Origin of the sequence: Rhodococcus sp. NPDC056516, assembly GCF_042794655.1 — a bacterium.
Lineage (GTDB): Bacteria > Actinomycetota > Actinomycetes > Mycobacteriales > Mycobacteriaceae > Rhodococcus_F.
On sequence record NZ_JBHTTG010000003.1, the window covers coordinates 354,602 to 374,116 of the forward strand.

Here is a 19,515-nt window from a genome sequence, read left to right on the forward strand (position 1 = left end):
CCTATCGTGGATCGGGTAGCCAGGGTCCGCGTGCGAATCCGGCTCCAGTGGCCTCGTTGACGCCCGAAAGGGATGTTGGCGGGGCCGTTGCCGCAGTAGACCCGAAGGTCGAATGTCCGATTCGGGACTCGCGTCGGCTGATGAATCCTTTTTGCCGTCATTGGGCAATAGTGTGAGGGTGTAGAGATTCTGTGGTCGATAGTGGAGGGACGAACATGAGTGCAACCAAACCCGTCGTCGTAGCGGTAGACGGTTCGGAATCGGCGTCGTCGGCTGTCGTCTGGGCGGCTCGAACCGCAGTGGCGCTCGGTCGTCCTCTCCACATCGCGACGGTGGTGCACATCCCCGCCTTCTACTACTCGGAGCCGTACCTCGCCGAGAGCTTCAAGGAAGAACTGCGCCGAACTGCCACAGCTCGTCTGGACAGCGCGCAGATTCTTGCGCGGCAAAGCATCGATGACGACCTCGAGATCGTCACCGAACTTCTTGACGGCAGCGTCTCCGATCGGCTGATCGAATTGTCCAAGAGTGCGTACATCATTGCGCTCGGACCGCGCGGACACGGTGAATTCACCGGATTGGTCGTCGGTTCCGCGACTGTGTCCGTGGTCTCGCACGGCGAATCGCCGGTTGCAGTTGTCAGAGGGCGCACGCTCGACGGGCGACCGCCGACCGAAGGTCCCGTCGTCGTCGGCGTCGATGGATCCGAGAGCAGCATCGAGGCAGTCGAGCATGCTTTCGAGCAGGCTTCCGCGAGGGGCGCCACCTTGATTGCGGTCAACGTGTGGAGCGACGTGAGTGTGCAGCCCTCGCTGGGCGCCACCCCGGAGGACAAGCTGTGGAGCAGCATCCAGACGGGCGAGGAAGTTGTGCTCGCCGAGCAATTGGCCGGATTCACCGAGCGTTACCCGGACGTCGTCGTCGAGAGGGTCGTCGCGCGTGACCGTCCGGTCCGGGTTTTGAGCGAATACGCGGAGACGGCGCAATTGATAGTCGTCGGTAGCCGTGGGCGCGGCGGATTCGCGGGAATGCTCCTCGGATCGACCAGTCGGGCGCTCCTGCACACTGCGGATTGCCCGGTTCTCATAGTCCGGCACGACAACAAGTGAAGAGAATGCATTCAATGAGTTCTGAGTCCACCATCTCCGGTACCGTTCGACTCGAGATGTCTTTTGGAGGGGTTCGATGACAACGCGGATATTCCTGGTCGACGATCACGAGATCGTCAGACGCGGTTTGTTCGACCTGCTCGGCGGGGTCGAAGACTTCGTGGTGGTGGGCGAGGCCGCATCCGTGGGAGAAGCATTGGCTGCGGTACCGCAGAGCAATGCCGACGTCGCGGTTCTGGACGTACGGCTGCCTGACGGTAACGGCGTCGAACTGTGCCGCGAGCTCCGCTCGATGCTTCCCGACCTGCGCTGCCTGATGCTCACCTCCTACGCCGACGACGAGGCGTTGCTCGACGCGATCATGGCCGGCGCCTCGGGGTTCGTCCTCAAACAGATTCTGGGAACCGATCTGGTCGCTGCCGTCCGCACAGTTGGGCGTGGCGGTTCACTGCTCGACAGTCGGGCGACGGAGGCGCTGATGCAGCGGATCCGTAGCGACCGCACAGCTGATCCGTTGGCCGAACTTTCCGATCAGGAGCGAGCAGTCTTCGACCTCATCGGAGAGGGACTCACCAACCGGGAGATCGGCGCGCGGTTGTTCCTCGCGGAGAAGACGGTCAAGAACTACGTGACGCGTCTGCTGTCCAAGCTGGGCATGCAGCGCCGTACTCAGGCTGCAGTGCTGGCCACCGAAATCCGAAGCGGCAGTCGATAGGACTATCGACCGGACTTCGGTCGATTCGAGTTGGTGCGGCCTAGCGGCACTCGCCAGAGCAGACGTGCACCGCTCGGTTCGTGGTTGACGATTGTGCATGTACCGCCGCAGTGTTCGGCACGGCGCTCGAGATTGTGAAGCCCACTCTTGTGGAAGTCGGAGGGAAGACCCACGCCGTCGTCCTCGATTGTGATCGCGAATTCGACATCCGCGGTGACTGCGATGGTGATGTGATGTGCGTGTGCATGCCGAAGGACGTTGCTCAGTCCTTCACGCAGCACGGCCTCGGCGTGCTGATGGATTCCGGGATTCACCAGAGTGTCGATGGCGCCGGAGAATTGGACGCTGGGGGTCACCGCAGACTGCGCGGTGGCGTCGCCGATGACATCGAGGAGGCGTCGGCGCAGGCTCGACGAATCGGTGGCCGTGGGAGTCTGCAGATCGAAGATGGTTGTCCGGATCTCGCGGACGGTCTTGTCCAACTGTTCGAGCGATCGTTTGACAATCGCGCGTGCCGACGCGGGGAGGGCCTCGTCCGGAAGCGTGCTCTGCAGGCTCATTCCACTCGCGAACAGTCGCTGGATGACGTTGTCATGCAGGTCTCGTGCGATGCGATCGCGGTCGGCGAGGACCGACAGCAGACGCTGGGCCTTTTGCTTTTCGTCGAACTCGATTGCAACGGAGCCGAGTTCGGCCATCGACTCGATCCGGGTCAGTTCGTCGTGGTCCCAGTGCGTGTTGGTGGAATTCGACGCCACGATGATCGCGCCGACTACACCCGAGGCGACGCACATCGGTGCAACGACCGCACTTCCGGCCGACGGCACCAGTTCTGTGAGCGCACCTAATGTGGTGAGCACCTGTAGCTTTCGGGTACTCCGCACGACGTCGAACGGATAGGTCGTCGCTGGAATTCTGACCCCACGAGAAGTGGTTCGGGCGCTGGCCGCAGCATGGACCTGGGCATACCCGTTCTCGCAGATCACCACGATCACGTCCTCGACCCCGGTCAAATCCCGAACGCGGCTGGCAAGAAGTTGCAAGCCGTCCTCGAGCGAGTCACCGGCCAGCAACCGGGAGCGAATGGCAGATGTTGCGGTGAGCCATCTTTCACGAGTTCGAGACTGCTCGAACAGTCGGGCGTTTTCCACGGCGATACCGGCTGCGATGGCGAGAGCCTCCAGAATGACCTCGTCTTCCTGGGTGAACTCGGCTTTTCCTCGCTTCTCGGTCAGATAGATGCTGCCGAACACCTTTCCTCGCATCATGATCGGCGCTCCGAGGAAGCTCTCCATCGGTGGGTGGTTTGCGGGGAATCCGACCGATTCGGGATGGTCGCCGAGATGCGCCACGCGCAAAGTCTGCGGATGATTCATCAGAACACCCAGAACGCCATGCCCTTCGGGAAAATGTCCCATGATCGCGCGTTGGGACCCGGGGATTCCCTCGTAGACGAATTCCGAGAGCCCGCCCCCTGGCGCCGCAACTCCCAGGGCGCCGTAGCGACAATCCAGAACCGTTGTCGCAGAAGTAATGATCCGTTGAAGTGTCAGGTCGAGATCAAGGCCTGAACCGACGACCAGGACCGCCTCGAGCAGACGGTGGAGCGTGGGGATGTCTGCGTTGGAATCGCCCAGGCGGTCGAGCAACTCGCCGAACGTGCGTGCCGGACTGTGACCCGAAGCTTCGACCATGGTCGAAGCATATCGCCTCGCGGAACGTCAGCCCTCTTGACGGCGACCTTCCCACCACGAAGACCAGTGATGCTTGATTTCGTCGAACTCGTCATCGCTCAGGTTGTAGGTGGTCAGCAGGATCGACATACCTCCATCGGGTCGCTGGGTAGTCACGGACTGCGAGGCGACCGACAGCAGGCCAGGGCCGAGATCTTCGACTGTCAAGCCGAATTGGTGGTCGGTGACGAAGTCGACGACGCCCTCGAAGTAGTCGCCGGGAGCGATCGTCGCCGCGTACCGACTTCCCGCTTCCAGTTCGATTTCGGTGATCCCGAGGACGGTCGCCACGTTTTCGCCGGGGAGCAGAAGGCCGTCGAGATAAATTGTCCTTCGCTCGGCCAGCCCGTGGTGTTCCACGGCGAATCTGAGCAACTGGAGGAACGTCGTCCACCCCTCGGTGATGTCGTCGTACCAGTCGTCTTCTGCCGACTTTGCCGGCCGATCGATGCGGACGAGCGTCTTGCCGTTTTGTTCCAATAGAGAGAAACGGTCACCGTTTCCGAGTCTCAGCGTCAACGCTTCGGGGTCGGCCTCGGCGGTGGAGTAGATCTGGGTGATTTCGTCGTCGAGTCCGTCGTACTCCCAGCCGAACCAACGACGAATCAGCGACGGATCACGCAGCGCGGGCCAGAGTACGGACGGGGCTGCGACGATCGACACTTCGATCACGGTTTCGCTCATCCGGAAGACGCTACCGACTTCAGCCCTTCATGGCGACGGTCAACAGAAATGCGACGTCTTCGAGCGCTTCGACACTGTGCCGGTCGGCCGGAACAGCGAGGAAATCACCGGTAGATCCTTTCCACTGGTCGCTCCCACACACAAGATTCAGCTTCCCGCTCAGGACCAACAGCGTGGCCTCGCCCGGACTGTCGTGTTCGGCGAGGCTCTTGCCGGCGCTCAGCGCGATCACTGTCTGCCGCAGACTGCGTTGGTGGCCGCCGTAGACGGTTTGTGAACTGCGACCGCTGGTCGCCGAGCCCGCCAGTTTCAACTGTTGGCGAGCGAGAGCGGTCAGTGACTTCTTGTCCATCGAAGACCTCTCGAAAGCGGTGAATGTCCTTCTTGGAGTATGACCGACTCACTCGCGAGGTGCCTCGTTATCGACGGAAGTCGGTCAGCGCGTGTATTCCAGCCAGCGGAAGCGCAGCCCGCTCTTCTCCGAGGTCTGCCAGGGCTCGTCGGACTTCAGGTTCCATTCGGAGCCGATCTCGGGAGCAAAGGCATCACCGGCGGTATCGAGGTCGATCTCGGTGACCAGTAGGTGCGTCGCGAATGGCAGTGCAGCCGAATAAATCTGCCCGCCACCTACGACGAAGACGTCACCGTCCGGCAATGCCAGCGCTTCGTCCAGATTGTGGACTACCTCGGCGCCTTCGGCGTGCCACTCCGGATCGCGCGTGACGACGATGTTCCGTCGCCCGCTGAACGGCCGGAACTTCAGTGGAATGGAGTCCCAGGTGCGCCGCCCCATGATCACCGGATGGCCCATGGTGACGCGTTTGAAGTAGGCCATGTCCTCGGACACGCGCCACGGAATCGTATTGTCGGTGCCGATGACGCCGTCATGGGCCTGCGCCCAGATGAGCGTGACTGTGCGATCGGTCATCGTCAGACCGCTACCGGCGCTTTGATCGCGGGGTGGTGTCGATAGTCGACGATCTCCACGTCTTCGAAGGTGTAGTCGAAGATGGAGTCGCGCTTGTTCAGCTTCAGGGTCGGCAACGGCAGCGGTTCGCGGCCGAGCTGCTCGGTCACCTGGTCGACGTGATTGTCGTAGATGTGGCAGTCGCCGCCGGTCCAGACGAACTCACCGACGTCGAGTCCGGCCTGCTGGGCCATCATGTGGGTCAGTAGCGCGTAGCTGGCGATGTTGAACGGAACGCCGAGAAACATGTCGGCGCTGCGCTGGTACAGCTGGCACGAGAGCTTGCCGTCGGCGACGTAGAACTGGAAGAAAGCGTGGCAGGGCGCCAGCGCCATCTGCGGAATGTCGGCCACGTTCCATGCCGAGACGATGATCCGCCGGGAATCGGGGTTGGAGCGCAGGGTCTCGACGGTCTGCGTGATCTGGTCGATGTGCTCGCCCGAAGGGGTGGGCCAGCTACGCCACTGGACGCCGTAGACGGGGCCGAGTTCGCCGTTCTCGTCGGCCCACTCGTCCCAGATGGAGACGCCGTGCTCGTGCAGCCATGCCACGTTGGAGTCGCCGCGCAGGAACCACAGGAGCTCGTTGACGATCGACTTGAGGTGGACCTTCTTGGTGGTGACGAGCGGAAAGCCGTCGGCTAGATCGAAGCGCATCTGGTGACCGAAGATGCTGCGGGTGCCGGTTCCGGTGCGATCGGATTTAGCGGTACCCGTCTCCATGACGAGCCGGAGGAGGTCTTCGTAAGCAGTGGAGACAGTCACGGGAATCAGTCTAGGGCCTAGCCTGCTGTGCGCCTTTATTAACCTCCGGCGGTTAATAAAGGCGCACAGCAATATAGCCTCAGCGCATGCGCGAACTCTTGGTGATCGGTATCGGTGCGGGTGATCCCGAGCAGGTGACTGTTCAGGCGATCAAGGCCATGAACAGGGCCGATACCTTCTTCATCATCGGAAAGGGTGACGAGAAGCAGGCTCTGGTCGACCTGCGAACCGGCATCCTCGACGAGCACGTTCATCTCGACTACAAGGTGGTCGAGATCACGGACCCACCGCGGGACCGAACCCCGACCGATTACGAAGGTGTCGTCGAGGACTGGCACGAGCGCAGGGCAGCGAAATTCGAAGCGGAATTCGCGGCCGAACCCGGAGTGGGCGCGATTCTCGTCTGGGGTGACCCTTCCCTCTACGACAGCACTCTGCGGATCGTCGAGCGCGTGCTCGCTCGCGGGAGAGTGTCGTTCGACTACTCCGTCATCCCGGGGATCACGAGTGTGCAGTCGTTGGCTGCACAACACCGGATCGTCCTGAACCGCATCGGTGAACCCATCCACATCACGACCGGCCGCAAACTGGCCGAGGGATTACCTGACGGAGTGGACAACGCCGTCGTGATGCTCGACGCGCATTGCACGTTCACTCAGGTGGCCGAAGACGACGCCGAGATCTGGTGGGGTGCGTACCTCGGAACCTCGGACGAGGAGTTGATTTCCGGCAAACTGCGCGACGTCGAAGATCGGATCGTCGCGCGTCGGGCGGAGCTGCGAGAGAAGCACGGCTGGATCATGGATACGTACCTCGTTCGGCGCTGACGACCGGCCACAGATTGCGTCGTCGATCCTGCGCTCTTGATCCCGAATGACGGTCTGCGCACCTATGATCTGCGCATGACATCGTTCGGGCAGGATCGACGGCAGTCGATTCTGCCCGCACCGCGTGGCCGTGAAAAATCAGCGGTGAAGTCAGCTCTGGATCTTCTCGCCCAGTGGTATCGGAACCCTGATCGATTCGACAGTTTCAATCGATACCTCGCCACGAAGGGCCTGGAGCTAGCTGTCCGATTGCTGGTTGTCAGCTCCCTGACGACGGTCATCATCGCGATGACTCTGTTGCGCTTCAGCGATGCGGGCGTTCACAACCACGTCACCAGTGTCGTCAACGCCGTGATCATCGCCGTCACGGTCGCGGTGATCGTGCTCTTCTGTCTCTTACCCGAAATCACACGTCGGTGGTCGTATTTCTTTGTCGTCTACTGCGAGGTCGGCGTATTCGTCGGTGTATTCCTGAACAGCGATCCGTTCATCGGGTTGATCCAGTGTGTGCTCTTCGCACTGATCGGCGGTTACATCGCTTACTTCCACAATGCGAGACTCCAAGCAGTTCACATCGCGCTGTCCATCGTGGTTCTGGCACTCGTCGGGCGAAAGGTCGCGGACTACGCGGACCCTGCGTTGGCCACTGCACTGTGTCTGATCATCGCCACCGCGATCGTCGTCGTGCCGTTTGCATGCCAGTTCGTCCTCTCACTTCTCGGATCCGACGCCGAAAGTTCGGATGTCGATCCGTTGACCGGTCTCCTGAATCGGCGCGGGCTGCAGCGAGCAGTAGTCGAGTTGGGGGCAACGGGACATGCGTCGAGCAAATCGTCTTATGTCGTCGCGATTGTCGATGTCGATTCGTTCAAGAGCGTCAACGACTCGCACGGGCACGAAGAAGGCGATCTTGTACTTCGTCAGATTGCTGATCGACTGCGGTGGTGTGGCAGCGAAAACGCACTCTTCGCCAGGTTCGGTGGGGACGAGTTCGTGTTGGTCGACATGATAGACACCGGTGCAGCGCCTGCATTCGAAGACAAGCTGCGGAGGCACTTGCGAATCGACGATCGTGATCCGGCAGTGACGACCAGTGTCGGAGTGGCGATCACCTCTGCTCAATGGTCGGCGATCATTTCCGACGAGGAGTTGACGGAACTGTTTCGAGTAGCCGACACCTCGATGTACCGAGCGAAGGCCGGCGGCGGCAATCAGGTTGTGATGTGCGAAGAAAAACCGTGATATTTGTCTGATTGCGGGGAGTTGACTGGATTACCCTGACCTCATGGGAACAACCGGGGGTGCAGAGCGTTCGGACGTCGTCGCGTCGCAACGACCGCTCTCGGGTCCAGCATTTCGGATGATCTCGTCGCAACTCGTCGATTGGTATCAGCGGCCGGATCAATTCGATACTTTCAATCGCTACCTTGCGGACAAGGGGCTGACCATCGCTTCACGTTTTCTGGTCGTCTCCTCGTTGGTGCTGGTCACGGTCATCATGTTCTTGACTCGATTCAGTGCACAGGGGCCGACGAGCGCGCATGCGCGCACTGCGAATCTGGTGATCATCGTCGTAACCGTGATGATGGTCCTTGTTCTCTCGACGAAGCGCAATCTGTCTCGCTCGTGGTCATACGCCTTCGTGCTCTATTCAGAAGTGGGAATTGCCGCAGCAATGCTGTTGTACTCCAATCCACTTGCGGCATTGGCGCATGCAGTGATGTTCTCCGTGATCGGCGGTTACATCGCGTTCTTTCACAATGCTCGACTTCAGAGCCTGCACATGTTGTGGGTGTTCGTCGTAGTCATCGGGATCGTGACACGCATTGCCATTGTCGAGAACTATTCCGATATTCCGGTTCTTCTCGCGCTGGTTGTTCTAGTGGGTGCAGCGATCTACGTGATTCCCTTTGCCTGTCAGTTCATACTCTCGATCCTCAGTACCGATGCGCTGAATTCGCAATTGGACCCGCTGACCGGATTGCTGAACAGAAGGGGGCTGGCAGACGAAGTACGGCTCTTACTCGAGCGCTCGCACAAGCACTCGACTCTCTTGGTTGTCGCCGCGGTCGACATCAATCGATTCAAAGCGATCAACGACGAGTACGGGCACAGCGTCGGCGATGCGGTGATCGAAAAAGTCGGATCGCGACTGGTCGACAGCGCCGGACCGACGGCGTTGATCGCACGGATCGGGGGCGACGAGTTCGTAATCGTCGATTCGGTCGATCAACGCTCGGTCGATCGACTCGCGCACGAACTTCGGCGTCCGACGATCACCTCGCCCGATCATCCACCGGTGGCGATAAGCGTCGGAATCGCGAAAGTGGCAGGGCCTTTCGACTCGGTTGACGATGCGTTGGTCGCCTACCCGACTCTGCTGCGGCGAGCGGATCGGGCGATGTACGCCGCGAAGGCGCGAGGTGGGCACTCGGTGGTTCTGCAGACTGAAACCGGCTGAGCGCGCTGTGAGTGTCCGTGGTCGGCGCTAGTCTGTTGCCATGCCTGAACTACCCGAGGTGGAAGCACTGGCAGGGTTCCTTCGTCAGCACGCGGTCGGCGCAGTGGTAGGACGCGTCGACATCGCCGCACTGAGTGTGCTCAAGACCTTCGATCCGCCGATCACGGCCTTGCAGGGGCGTGACGTGACGGGCGCCGCCCGCTTCGGAAAGCATCTGGCGCTGGACTGCGACGGGTTGTGGTTGGTCACGCATCTCTCCCGTGCCGGTTGGATGCGGTGGCTCGACAATCCGTCGGCAGCACCGCCGAAGCCTGGCAAGGGGCCGTTGGCGCTACGAATTCATTTCTTCACACCCGAAGGGTTGACGCCGGCGTTCGATCTCACCGAAGCAGGTACCAAGAAGCGCCTGGCAGTCTGGGTGGTCAGCGATCCGCAAGAGGTTCCAGGCATCGCGCGATTGGGGCCGGACGCGATGGCTGTGACGGAAGCGGAGTTCGCAGAAATTCTGGGCGGCACGTCGGCCCGGATCAAGAACTCGATAGTTGATCAGTCGCTGATCGCCGGTATCGGGAACGCCTATTCGGACGAGATCCTCCATACCGCGAAGCTCTCGCCCTTCGCGACGTCGTCGCGCCTGACTCCGGAGCAGATTTCGACGCTGTACACCGTGATGCGATCCACGCTGGCCGATGCGGTCGAGCGTTCCGAGGGTCAGGACGCGGCCCGACTCAAGGGTGAGAAACGCTCGGGGATGCAAGTACACGCGCGCACAGGACTTCCCTGCCCGGTGTGCGGTGACGTCGTACGCGAAGTGTCGTTCGCAGAACGCTCTTTTCAGTACTGCGCGACGTGCCAGACGGGTGGTAAGCCATTGGCGGACAGGCGAATGTCGAAACTACTCAAGTAGCGAACTGCGCCGCGAGCAGTTCGACGAACTCTCGGGCGAGGGCAGACGAATGGGTGGGTTCGGTTATTGCGTGGACGATCCGATGCGGTGCATCGGTGATCGGAATGCAGATCAGTTCGGGATGTAGGGCGCTCATGGACTGGGGGAGCAGGCCGACGCCCAAACCGTTGGCGGTCAGTGAACAGATCAGGTCTACGGAGTTGGCTTCGAGAGTTTTTCCGCGTGGGACCTGTGATTCGGCGAAGGCCTGGTCGGTTTGGACACGGGCCTCGCTGCCCGAGGCGAAGTCCACGAGAGTGTGATCTCGTAGGTCTTCGAGCCTGATCGACGAGGCCTGGGCAAAGGGATGGTCGGGAGTGACAAACGCTGCGGTCGGTTCACTCCACAACGGTGCCGCGGCAAAGCTCTTGGGTAGGCGGCCGGCGGCCAATCCGACAATGCCGACGTCGATCGCGCCGGACCGAACTCCCTCGATCACTACTTCACTGCCGTAGGGCCGCGCGGTGATGTTGATGGCGGGATGCCGCCGTGTCAGATCTGCCAGCGCGCGGCCGACGTCGACGCGTCCTGCCGAGGTGATGATGCCTACCGTCAGCCGCACCTGCTCGTTGCTCCGAGCCGAGACATCGCTGACCAGTCTCGACATGGCGCCGAGTACCTCGCGGGAGCGCGCAACAAAAACCTCGCCGGCAGCAGTCAGGCCGACGTTGCGACTGTTCCGGTTGAACAGTTCTACTCCCAGTTCCTTTTCGAGGTCTCTGATCTGGGCGCTCAGGGCGGACTGGGAAACGTGCAACCGCGCGGCAGCCCGGCTGAAGTGTCTGTCTTCCGCGACGGCAAGGGCGTAGCGAATGTGACGTAGTTCCATATCACCAATCTATCGTTCTCAGCGATAGATCATGCGTATCCATCTATTGGACGCACGCCGGTGTGGAGGGTCATGCTTGGCGACATGATTTCAAGCGACGCGCGTCCGAGGCTCGGACTACCGACAGTGCTGCTGATGGCTGCAGCGACGGGCCTGTGCGCGGGCGGTAACTATTTCAATCAGCCACTCCTCGATTCCATCGCGAATCACTTGAATGTGTCGGCCTCGACCGCAGCCGCGACGGTGACCATTGCGCAGGTCGCGTATGCACTCGGATTGATACTCCTGGTTCCGGTGGGCGACATGGTGGACCGACGCAAGCTGACGGTAGGGCTCATGCTGCTGGCGGCGACCGGTCAAGCGGTCAGCGGATTTGCGCCGAACTTTGCCACGCTGGCAGTGGGAATCGCAGTCGCTGGAGTCTTTTCGGTCGCCGCGCAGGTACTGATCCCGTTTGCCGCCTCACTGGCCGAGCCTGAGAGGTCCGGTCAGGTGGTCGGCACGATCATGAGCGGACTACTGATCGGAATCCTGTTGGCGCGCAGCGTTGCCGGCGTGCTCTCCGGACTGGGAGGTTGGTCGACGGTGTACAAGGTGGCGGCGGTGCTGATGGTGGGAATGGCCGTGGCATTGTGGCGATCCTTGCCGTCCGATTCCGCAGATCGCCCGAAGGCCGGTTACGGCGCCACGCTTGCTTCGGTAGGAAGGCTGGCTGCGACGTTGCCGCGACTGAGAACTCGATCGGCTATGGGCGGGTTGGCCTTTGCTGCCGTCAGCACTGTTTTCACAACCATGGCCTTTCTGCTCTCCGACGAATTCGGCTACAGCGACACTCAAATCGGCCTCGTCGGACTTCTCGGTGTGGCAGGAGCATTGATGGCGACAGTGGCAGGCAGACTGGCCGATCGGGGATTGGGTCAGGTGGCAACCGGCGGCGCCATTGCGATTCTGTTGGTCTCGTGGCTTCCCTTTGTCGCCGGTGCCGCGCACATAGTGTGGTTTCTTGTTGCCATCGTTCTTGCCGATCTCGCGCTGCAGGGAGTACACGTCAGTAACCAGAATGTGATCTACGCCCTTGTCCCCGAGGCACGTTCGCGTGTGAACTCCGTGTACATGACTACCTACTTCGTCGGTGCTGCCGTGGGTTCGGCAGTGGGATCAGTGGTGTGGAAGTCGTACGGCTGGAACGGAGTATGCATCGCCGGGTTGGTCTTCTCCCTTGCAACGGCGTTGGTGTGGATGCACGATCGCCGCCTGGAGACGGCTGAACTGCGAATCCCGGAATCCCCTGTCGCGGTGGGATAGGCAGCCACCTTCTCGATTCCAGCACCTTTCAGATCCCTGCACCTTCTCAGATTTCGGCACCGTCCACCAGGATCTTGCCGACGCGTTCGGGATAGAACGACACGTGGTCGTCGATCCCGGACGCTTCGGCAGTGGTGAACGGATAGAACCACGCCAGATCGTCGATCGGTGCGAGTTCGCTTGTGCCGGTGAAGGACAGATACGACGCGGTGCCCTTGTACGGGCAAGCAGTGGTGGTCGGGGACGCGACAAAGTACTCGCTGCGGACGTCGATTCTCGGAATGTAATAGCGGGTAGGCAGGCCGGTTTCGAAGAGCAGTCGGGGTCGTGTCGTCTCGGCGACCAGTACGTCGCCGACAAAAACCTCGACGTGCCGGGACGAGGGGAGTGCGTCGATACGTACGTATGGATCGCGGGCGTGGACAAAGACCTGTTGATCTTCTTCGAACCAGGCGTCCATGCGATCCCAGTAGAACGCGACGTACTCACTCAGGTCCAAGGAACCGTCGAACTGTTGAGGGTAGGACCAGACGGCGTCCTCGGCGCGGCGATCCCCGATCTCGATAGTCCAATATGTGGCGTCACCCTTCCACGGGCAATGGGTGGTCGTCGACGTCGGGACGAGGAATTCGTTGCGAACGTCGGTGAGGGGGATGTAGTACATCGGCAGGCGGCCGCGTTCGAACAGATACACCGAACGAGTGGTGTCAGCGACGGCGTGACCAGCGAAGAATGCTCGAATTCGGCGGGGGTTCGGCTCGAGTGCGATCCGCCCGTTTGAAGCTTTGACCTGTGTGTCTTCTGCGTGAGTCAGTGCTGTGGACATTCGTGAATGCTCCTGAGATTCGGCAGGTTGTCCTTCCCATCCTGCGCCCGGCAGCAGCTATTTGACAGGGTGGAGCCGAAATACGCGGATCTGGCGCCCGAATGCTCGATCGGCGTAGGTTTCGTACGGCGGCCACGCGGTGGTCGCGAGCGTCCACAGTTTCTTACGCGTGGCGCCCTCCGCCAGGGTTGCACCGACCGGTATTTCGACGCCCTTCACCGTCACGATCGCAGTGGGGTTGGCCATCAAATTGAGTGTCCACGCTGGATGCGCATCCTGACCCCAGTTGGAACCGACGACGACAAACGCATCGCCGTCGGGCGCGTACAGGAGTGGCGTGGTGCGAGAACGGCCGGTCTTACGGCCCGTCGTGGTGAGCAGTAGCTGAGTCACGGTGTTCTCTCCGACCAGCGAGAGCTTGCCTCCCGATACTCTCTGCACTGCTCGATCGAGCGGAACCAGATCCTTGCCGAGATCCGAGAACCATTGTGTATGGCCGACATTGCGCATCAATGACCGGTAGATATTGCGCATCGGACCCCTCGCATTCTCGGCACTGTTTCGAGGCTGGTGCACCTCGACTCGAAAGAGTCTGCCACGTCTGGTCACAGATACCTGAGTCCCAAGGTCCCGAAAGGAATGAAGCGGTCAGCCGAATTCGGTTTTGGTGGAGTTGAATTGGGGCAAATCTCTGAAACCGCCCGTTTTTGGTCGGTGGATGTTCGCTGGAAGGTCAGGCCTCCGACGTCAAGACGTCGGGCTCGAGCCACTCGACACCGAGCAATTCGGACAGCGACCGCAGTCCGGATCGATCGCCCCCTTTCAGGCCGGTCACGGAATTGAGATTGCGCAACATGACCGTGGCGACGTCCTCTTCCTTGGTGCCCACGCCGAAGGGTATGACCCACGGGCACGTTTGGTAGTCGCGATGTGACCGACCGAATGTCTGTTCTGCCGCGATTCCTGAGTATCGCGGTTGATGAAAGATCCCCGTCCGTGGCAACGAGGACGCGTGAGAGCCGTCGGGGAGCGCTTCGTTGGCATGGAGCGAAATCGAGGTCGTGACATTGAAGACAATGACGGGTGCGTCCCCGCGTTGAAATCGCAGACGCTGGCCCTCCTTGTCCGCTACCGCGCCGAACAGTTTCGCGACCGAGATCCCGGCGTCTTCGATCATCTCGACCAGCGGATCGCCTGCCGTGGAGACGAACTCGACGGCCACCAACACCTGCTTGCCTGCCTTGACCTGGGCTTGCGCCCACTGAGCTGTCGACTCGGCACGGATCATTCCCGCCTTCTGCCGATAGCGGAGAACCAGCGCACGACCCCGAGCAATGTTGCGGCTCTTACGGGCCAAGCCCATCTCGTACGCGTACTCGGCCCACTCCGTCTCGTACTCGGCGCGCTGGGCATGCGTGAGGTCGATCGGCATACCGTCCAGTGGAACGGGTCCCCACGGCGTCGGTCGATGAATCATCAAGGGTGGATTGTTGTTCGACATCCACCCTCGTACGGTCTCGAGCGCCTGGGATTGCAGTGTCGGTGATTCCTTCGCCTCAGCGCTCCACGTCCACTTCCCGTAGGACTTGTCCAGCGGAAGACCGGACTCGACAAGCCTGGCGCCGAGGTCCGACCAGTATTCGGAGGGCTCCGAATGCAACTGCGCAAAAAGTGGTGCCAGGTAACGCTGATCTGCTGGAGTATGTCCCGGAGTTGCTGTCACGGACAGGACGAACGGCGCTTGCTCGTGAGCATTCGGAAAGCGCGCGACCTTCTCGAATGCCGCCGTGCGCTGTGTGTCGTTGCTGTACAGCTGGGCCTCGTCAGCAATCACCACACCGAACGTGTACTTGGGGCGCCCGTTTCGTGCGATCAGTTTCTTCAATTGGTCAGGCGACATGATCAGCCAACGGAAGCCGCCGTCGCCCACCGAGGCGATGGAGTAGCGCCAATGTGGAATGGTGATCTGTGCCGGTCGATCGACGAGGACGAGAATGTTGGTTTCGCCGCGCTCTTCGGCAATCGTCTTGGCCGACATCACCGCGATGAGCGTTTTACCCAGGCCCGCATTGTCTGCCAACAGAAATCCGCGTTTACCGGCGCGAGCAGCGTCGACGACGGCGCTCGCCCCCGAAACCTGTTCGGGTCGCGGAATTTTGGGTGCGGCCACGGGACGTTCACCGGTGCCGTCATTGATGTCGTCCTCTACCCATTGCTGATACGAGAAGGGGAGTGCCTTGAATGGAGCGAGTTCTACGGGCAACTCCGTACCGACCCACGCGTAGCTCTTCCATTTCTTGACGAACTGCGCACCAGGCGCCGGCGTCCGAAAGGGAACGTCGAGGAGCCAGACTCTCTCACCAGGGCCGGCAGTCGGCACATCCGGCATCGTCGCGCGTGAGCTCTTCTTTGCGACAGTCTTCTTCGGGGCGGTCTTTCTGGTCGTGTTCCTCTTGGGTGCAGCCTTCTTCGGTGCAGACTTCTTTGCGGCAGCCTTGCGTGCCGTGGTTGCTTTGCGTGGTGGCATCAGGCGGTTTCTGCTGTGAGGAATTCACGCAGCGTGAGCGCAGGCCGGCCGACAAGGTCCTCCACGGTGCCCGTGATCAGCGACAATTCACCCTGCGCGATTGCGGTGTACGTCGATACCCACGCGTCGAGTTCCCAGGCCGGTGCGTTGTACGACGCCCGTGATTCGTAAGCTTCCTCGACAGTTTCCTCGACGTACGTGGTCTGCTTGCCCGTGACTTCGGTGATGATGCTCGCAGCCTCGGAGAGCGTCAGCGCCTCCCGTCCGGTCAGGTTGTACGTCTGTCCGACATGGGAATCCAGATCCTTCAGGACCGAGACAGCGACGGCAGCAATGTCGGATCGCGCTACAGCGCCCACGAGACCGTTTCCGGCGGGGCCCCGGATCACACCGTCTTCGCCGGCGAGAGCGGGTAGGAAATCGAGGTAGAAGCTGTCGCGCAGGAAGGTGAATGCGAGTCCGGAAGCACGGATGTGTTCTTCGGTGACCCAGTGATCGCGCGCGAGCGTGAACGTTGCGTCCGGAGCGGCGCCGAGGAAAGACGTGTACACGATGTGCCTGACCCCGGCCGCCGCTGCGGCGTCGACGAAGGTGCGATGCTGATCCAGGCGATCTGCGCTTTCGGCCGCCGAGACCATGAAAAGGGTGTCGATTCCCGCCAAAGCCGCGAGAGCGCGCTCGCGATCCCCGTATGTGGTCTCGGCAGAATCGGCACCGGCGAGCTGCGGCAATCGATGGACCGAACGTGCGATCAGCCGCTGCGGGACACCCGCGTCGGCCAACGACGCGGCCACCAGGCCGCCGATATGACCGGTAGCGCCGGTGACGGCGATCCTCGCAGACCGTGAATCTACGGACATGGTGTCCCTCCTTCGGTCGGTGTGCATTCCATCTTGCCGGAACCCACTCCCACGTCAGGTCACGACGCGACGATTACACCGCGAGCCACCGACAACGCATCGGACAGAGCAGTCCTGGTGTTGTCGTCGAGGGGCAGCAGGGGCCGGCGGGGAAGGCCGGCGTCGACGCCGAGAAATTCCAACCCGGCTTTGACCGTCGACGGCAGTCCGCGACTGACGAGGACCTTCAGTAGTGGCTCGATCTGTTCGAACACAGCGGCGGCACCCGACCGATCACCGGATTCGAGTAGACGCCAGAAGTGCACCACCTGCCCTGGGGCCAGACACGGGGCTGCCGTGCACCATCCGCGTGCACCGGCAGAGAAAGATTGCAGTGCAAGAGGATTGCTGCCGTTGAAAAAGGGGATCGTGCCACCGCTCAGTTCGTTGATGCGGTTCATCCGGGTGATGTCGCCGGTGGATTCCTTGATCATCGTGATGCCGTCGACGGTGGAGACGAGATCGACGAGAAACTCCGGCGACATGTCGATACCGGTGGTGGCCGGATTGTTGTAGATCATCGTGGGAATGTCGACGGAATCGGCTACCGCAGTGACGTGTTCACGAATCTCCGGCTCACCCAGATGCCAGTACGACGTGGGAAGGATCATGACTGCGTCGGCGCCGGCGTCCGCCGCGATCGATGCTCGGCGAAGTGCTCCCGCCGTCGTCAGGTCCGATACGCCGACGACGGTGGGGACTCGGCGGTCGACGTGGTCGAGGGTCTCCCGGGCGACTGTCTCCCATTCCGCGTCGTCGAGATAGGCGCTCTCGCCGGTACTGCCGAGCGGAGCTATCGCGTCGACACCACTGCCGATCATGTTGTCGAGGAGCGTGTGTAGCGGCTTGGAATCGAACGCTCCGGTATCGCGGTCGAACGGGGTGATGGGATAGGCGACGATTCCCTTGATGGTGCTGCTCATGAGATTCTCTGTTCTGTTGGTGAGAAACGAAATTCAGTTGGTCAGCGTGTCTGGGTGATTGCGGAGAGCGCGGCGGGCGTAGTACGCGAAGTTCGCCTCGCTGCGCCGAGGAGTCAGCGTCCAATCGTGTGCCTCTTTCGCCAGGCGAGGCGGTAGCGGCTTGATGTCGCCGGCAGCCATCGCCAGCAACTGCAGCCGCGCGGCCCGCTCGATCAGATGTCCGAGGGAGCATGCCTCTTCGACCGTGTTGCCGACGACGAGTTGGCCGTGGTGGGCGAGCAGAATTGCCCGCTTGTCGCCGAGTGCAGCCGAAATGATCTCGCCCTCCTCGTTTCCCACAGGAACTCCGGGCCAGTCGGCAAGAAATGCGCAATCGTCGTAGAGGGGTGCGATGTCCATTTGGGACACGACGAGGGGAATCTCGAGCATCGACAACGCCGTCGCGTGCAATGGGTGCGTGTGGACGATGCAGTTGACGTCGGGTCGGGCGCGGTAGATCCAGCTGTGGAACCTGTTGGCGGGGTTCGGCATTCCCTCCCCGTCCAGAACCTCGAGATCCTCGTTGACAAGCAGGAGGTTGTCCTCGGTGATCTCGTCGAACCCGAGGCCGAGTCGCTGGGTGACAAACGTGCCGGGCTGCTCACCGCGGGCGGAGATCTGGCCGGCAAGGCCGGAATCGTGGCCGGCGTCCGACAGTGCCCGGCAGGTCAGTGCGATCTTCTGTCGAAGAGTCCAACTACCTGTCGTTACTTCGGTGAGCATCTTCGTCTCGGCGGTGGCCATGAGTTCCTGCTTGCTTGCATGCATCGTGTCGGTCATGGGTGTGCCTTTCTCTGGATCCGGCATTCGATGACATCCAGTCACCTATAAGACACAAAGTGTCATATAGGACGGAAATGTGCAACCCTCGGTTTTATGAATCGGTGATCGCCGCAGGTCAATGTATTGGTAGGGTGATGACACAAAGTCTCGTGAGGGGAACCGAATGGCAGCGTTTTTGCGAACACATCGGCGTCGCGCCGGTCTGACACTCGAGGGCCTGGCCGAGCAGACCGGGCTGACGAAGAGCTATCTCTCCAAGGTCGAGCGGGGTATCAGTACCCCGTCGATCGCGGTGGCACTCAAGATTGCGCGTGTGCTCGATGCCGATGTGGGGCAACTGTTCTCGGACAGTATGGAGGGAAATGCCATGACGATCGTGCGCGCGAAGGACCGCGTGATCGACCCGGCCACCTCCGTGCAGTCTTCCGTCTACGATCCGATCGCGCCCTCACTGGTCGGAAAGGCCATGCAGCCGTTCGTGGTTCATCCGTCCTCGGTGATGGGTCCCAAGTTCATGGACCACACGGGAGAGGAGTTCGTGTTCGTGCACTCCGGATCTGTGGAATTCGAAATCCCCGGTCAGACGATGCACCTCGACGCCGGCGACAGTTTGTACTTCGACGCGAATACGCCGCACCGGATGCGGTCGGTGTCGGCGGATCGTGCGGTGGTGCTGGTTGTCGTCTACGACAAGCCTTCGGCTGGATCACCCAGCGGTGACTCGCTGGAAACGCACTGCGGGGTGAGCAGATGACGCTCGGGACCGATACGACACTCACGCTGCTCGCGGCGGGTCTGATCTTCCTGCTCTCCCTGTGCCTGGGTATCTGGAAATACCAACAAATGGCGACCTCGGACAATCATCTCGCCCATCCGTATGTCGACATCGCACACCGCGCAGCGCTGATGTACTCGTTCGCAACGCTGTTGATCGCGGTGTTCGTCGAACTCAGTGCCTGGCCGACGTGGATCAACCTGACCAGCGCAGCGGTGGTCGTGTTCTTCTTTCTTGCAGCGATATTCAGCTACATCGCTCACGGTGCGATGAAAGACACCGACAACCAGTTCGAGTCCGCCGGTCCGCCCCTGCACCTCGGAATGTTCCTGCTGATTCTCGGAGAGGTCGGCGGATTCGCCGTCCTACTCGCAGGTTTCGTGAAAGGCCAGTTCTTCTGATC

General features: G+C 61.2%; 21 protein-coding genes. 9 read left to right on the forward strand and 12 right to left on the reverse strand.

Features of this window, described 5'->3' with window-relative positions:
• The first annotated feature begins 215 nt into the window (after nt 1-215).
• Both ACFQ6Y_RS10950 and ACFQ6Y_RS10955 read left to right on the forward strand, forming a co-directional pair.
• On the forward strand, nt 216-1,109 hold the full coding sequence (locus ACFQ6Y_RS10950; RefSeq protein ID WP_378631963.1) for a universal stress protein: 894 nt from the start codon (nt 216-218) through the stop codon (nt 1,107-1,109).
• A 76-nt stretch (nt 1,110-1,185) separates the two neighbouring features.
• Complete coding sequence (locus ACFQ6Y_RS10955) at nt 1,186-1,824, forward strand: response regulator transcription factor (RefSeq protein WP_003946380.1); 639 nt, start codon at nt 1,186-1,188, stop codon at nt 1,822-1,824.
• Between the two features lie 2 nt (nt 1,825-1,826).
• Here the strand turns inward: ACFQ6Y_RS10955 and ACFQ6Y_RS10960 are convergent, their stop codons facing one another.
• From ACFQ6Y_RS10960 to ACFQ6Y_RS10980, 5 genes are all read right to left on the reverse strand, one after another.
• Nucleotides 1,827-3,518 carry a GAF domain-containing protein gene (locus ACFQ6Y_RS10960; protein WP_378631968.1) on the reverse strand — a complete coding sequence of 564 codons (1,692 nt, stop codon included), beginning with the start codon at nt 3,516-3,518 and terminating at the stop codon, nt 1,827-1,829.
• Between the two features lie 27 nt (nt 3,519-3,545).
• Nucleotides 3,546-4,241 (reverse strand): hypothetical protein, encoded by a 696-nt coding sequence (locus tag ACFQ6Y_RS10965; protein WP_378543456.1) that lies wholly within the window; start codon nt 4,239-4,241, stop codon nt 3,546-3,548.
• Between the two features lie 19 nt (nt 4,242-4,260).
• Nucleotides 4,261-4,593, reverse strand: a complete 333-nt coding sequence (locus ACFQ6Y_RS10970; protein ID WP_230814377.1) for a cupin domain-containing protein — start codon at nt 4,591-4,593, stop codon at nt 4,261-4,263.
• An 84-nt stretch (nt 4,594-4,677) separates the two neighbouring features.
• Nucleotides 4,678-5,169: a dihydrofolate reductase gene (locus tag ACFQ6Y_RS10975; RefSeq protein WP_378631971.1), complete on the reverse strand. Its 492-nt coding sequence runs from the start codon at nt 5,167-5,169 to the stop codon at nt 4,678-4,680.
• Nucleotides 5,170-5,171: 2 nt separating this feature from the next.
• Nucleotides 5,172-5,972 carry a thymidylate synthase gene (locus ACFQ6Y_RS10980; RefSeq protein ID WP_378543462.1) on the reverse strand — a complete coding sequence of 267 codons (801 nt, stop codon included), beginning with the start codon at nt 5,970-5,972 and terminating at the stop codon, nt 5,172-5,174.
• Nucleotides 5,973-6,058: 86 nt separating this feature from the next.
• Between ACFQ6Y_RS10980 and cobF the strand changes: the two genes are divergently transcribed.
• The 4 genes from cobF to ACFQ6Y_RS11000 all read left to right on the forward strand — a co-directional run bounded on the left by cobF (nt 6,059) and on the right by ACFQ6Y_RS11000 (nt 10,167).
• Nucleotides 6,059-6,799: a precorrin-6A synthase (deacetylating) gene (gene cobF / locus ACFQ6Y_RS10985; protein WP_378631976.1), complete on the forward strand. Its 741-nt coding sequence runs from the start codon at nt 6,059-6,061 to the stop codon at nt 6,797-6,799.
• 75 nt (nt 6,800-6,874) lie between these two features.
• On the forward strand, nt 6,875-8,041 hold the full coding sequence (locus ACFQ6Y_RS10990; protein WP_378631980.1) for a diguanylate cyclase: 1,167 nt from the start codon (nt 6,875-6,877) through the stop codon (nt 8,039-8,041).
• Nucleotides 8,042-8,084: 43 nt separating this feature from the next.
• Nucleotides 8,085-9,260: a diguanylate cyclase domain-containing protein gene (locus ACFQ6Y_RS10995; RefSeq protein WP_378543468.1), complete on the forward strand. Its 1,176-nt coding sequence runs from the start codon at nt 8,085-8,087 to the stop codon at nt 9,258-9,260.
• 40 nt (nt 9,261-9,300) lie between these two features.
• Complete coding sequence (locus ACFQ6Y_RS11000; protein WP_378631983.1) at nt 9,301-10,167, forward strand: Fpg/Nei family DNA glycosylase; 867 nt, start codon at nt 9,301-9,303, stop codon at nt 10,165-10,167.
• Here the strand turns inward: ACFQ6Y_RS11000 and ACFQ6Y_RS11005 are convergent.
• Nucleotides 10,160-11,035, reverse strand: coding sequence for a LysR family transcriptional regulator (locus ACFQ6Y_RS11005; RefSeq protein WP_378631987.1), 876 nt, complete (start codon nt 11,033-11,035; stop codon nt 10,160-10,162). The genes ACFQ6Y_RS11000 and ACFQ6Y_RS11005 overlap by 8 nt on opposite strands.
• A 72-nt stretch (nt 11,036-11,107) precedes the next feature.
• On the opposite strand from ACFQ6Y_RS11005, the gene ACFQ6Y_RS11010 reads away from it, so the two are divergent.
• Nucleotides 11,108-12,340: an MFS transporter gene (locus tag ACFQ6Y_RS11010; protein ID WP_378543471.1), complete on the forward strand. Its 1,233-nt coding sequence runs from the start codon at nt 11,108-11,110 to the stop codon at nt 12,338-12,340.
• Nucleotides 12,341-12,386: 46 nt separating this feature from the next.
• On the opposite strand, the gene ACFQ6Y_RS11015 is transcribed toward ACFQ6Y_RS11010, so the two are convergent.
• The 6 genes from ACFQ6Y_RS11015 to ACFQ6Y_RS11040 all read right to left on the reverse strand — a co-directional run bounded on the left by ACFQ6Y_RS11015 (nt 12,387) and on the right by ACFQ6Y_RS11040 (nt 18,334).
• On the reverse strand, nt 12,387-13,166 hold the full coding sequence (locus ACFQ6Y_RS11015) for a DUF427 domain-containing protein (RefSeq protein WP_378631991.1): 780 nt from the start codon (nt 13,164-13,166) through the stop codon (nt 12,387-12,389).
• A 57-nt stretch (nt 13,167-13,223) separates the two neighbouring features.
• Nucleotides 13,224-13,700 (reverse strand): nitroreductase/quinone reductase family protein, encoded by a 477-nt coding sequence (locus ACFQ6Y_RS11020; RefSeq protein WP_378631995.1) that lies wholly within the window; start codon nt 13,698-13,700, stop codon nt 13,224-13,226.
• Nucleotides 13,701-13,899: 199 nt separating this feature from the next.
• Nucleotides 13,900-15,693, reverse strand: coding sequence for a DEAD/DEAH box helicase family protein (locus ACFQ6Y_RS11025; protein ID WP_378631999.1), 1,794 nt, complete (start codon nt 15,691-15,693; stop codon nt 13,900-13,902).
• On the reverse strand, nt 15,693-16,553 hold the full coding sequence (locus ACFQ6Y_RS11030; RefSeq protein ID WP_378632004.1) for an SDR family oxidoreductase: 861 nt from the start codon (nt 16,551-16,553) through the stop codon (nt 15,693-15,695). The genes ACFQ6Y_RS11025 and ACFQ6Y_RS11030 overlap by 1 nt, the downstream gene beginning before the upstream one ends.
• Nucleotides 16,554-16,612: 59 nt before the next feature.
• Nucleotides 16,613-17,515: a dihydrodipicolinate synthase family protein gene (locus tag ACFQ6Y_RS11035; RefSeq protein ID WP_378632007.1), complete on the reverse strand. Its 903-nt coding sequence runs from the start codon at nt 17,513-17,515 to the stop codon at nt 16,613-16,615.
• Nucleotides 17,516-17,548: 33 nt separating this feature from the next.
• Nucleotides 17,549-18,334 carry an aldolase gene (locus tag ACFQ6Y_RS11040; RefSeq protein WP_054831664.1) on the reverse strand — a complete coding sequence of 262 codons (786 nt, stop codon included), beginning with the start codon at nt 18,332-18,334 and terminating at the stop codon, nt 17,549-17,551.
• A gap of 166 nt (nt 18,335-18,500) precedes the next feature.
• On the opposite strand from ACFQ6Y_RS11040, the gene ACFQ6Y_RS11045 reads away from it, so the two are divergent.
• Together ACFQ6Y_RS11045 and ACFQ6Y_RS11050 are read left to right on the forward strand one after the other, a co-directional pair.
• A complete protein-coding gene (locus ACFQ6Y_RS11045) occupies nt 18,501-19,091 on the forward strand; it encodes a helix-turn-helix domain-containing protein (RefSeq protein ID WP_378532571.1) in 591 nt (196 codons plus the stop codon).
• Nucleotides 19,088-19,513, forward strand: coding sequence for a hypothetical protein (locus tag ACFQ6Y_RS11050; RefSeq protein WP_378532573.1), 426 nt, complete (start codon nt 19,088-19,090; stop codon nt 19,511-19,513). Before ACFQ6Y_RS11045 ends, ACFQ6Y_RS11050 begins: the two co-directional genes overlap by 4 nt.
• Nucleotides 19,514-19,515 lie beyond the last annotated feature (2 nt).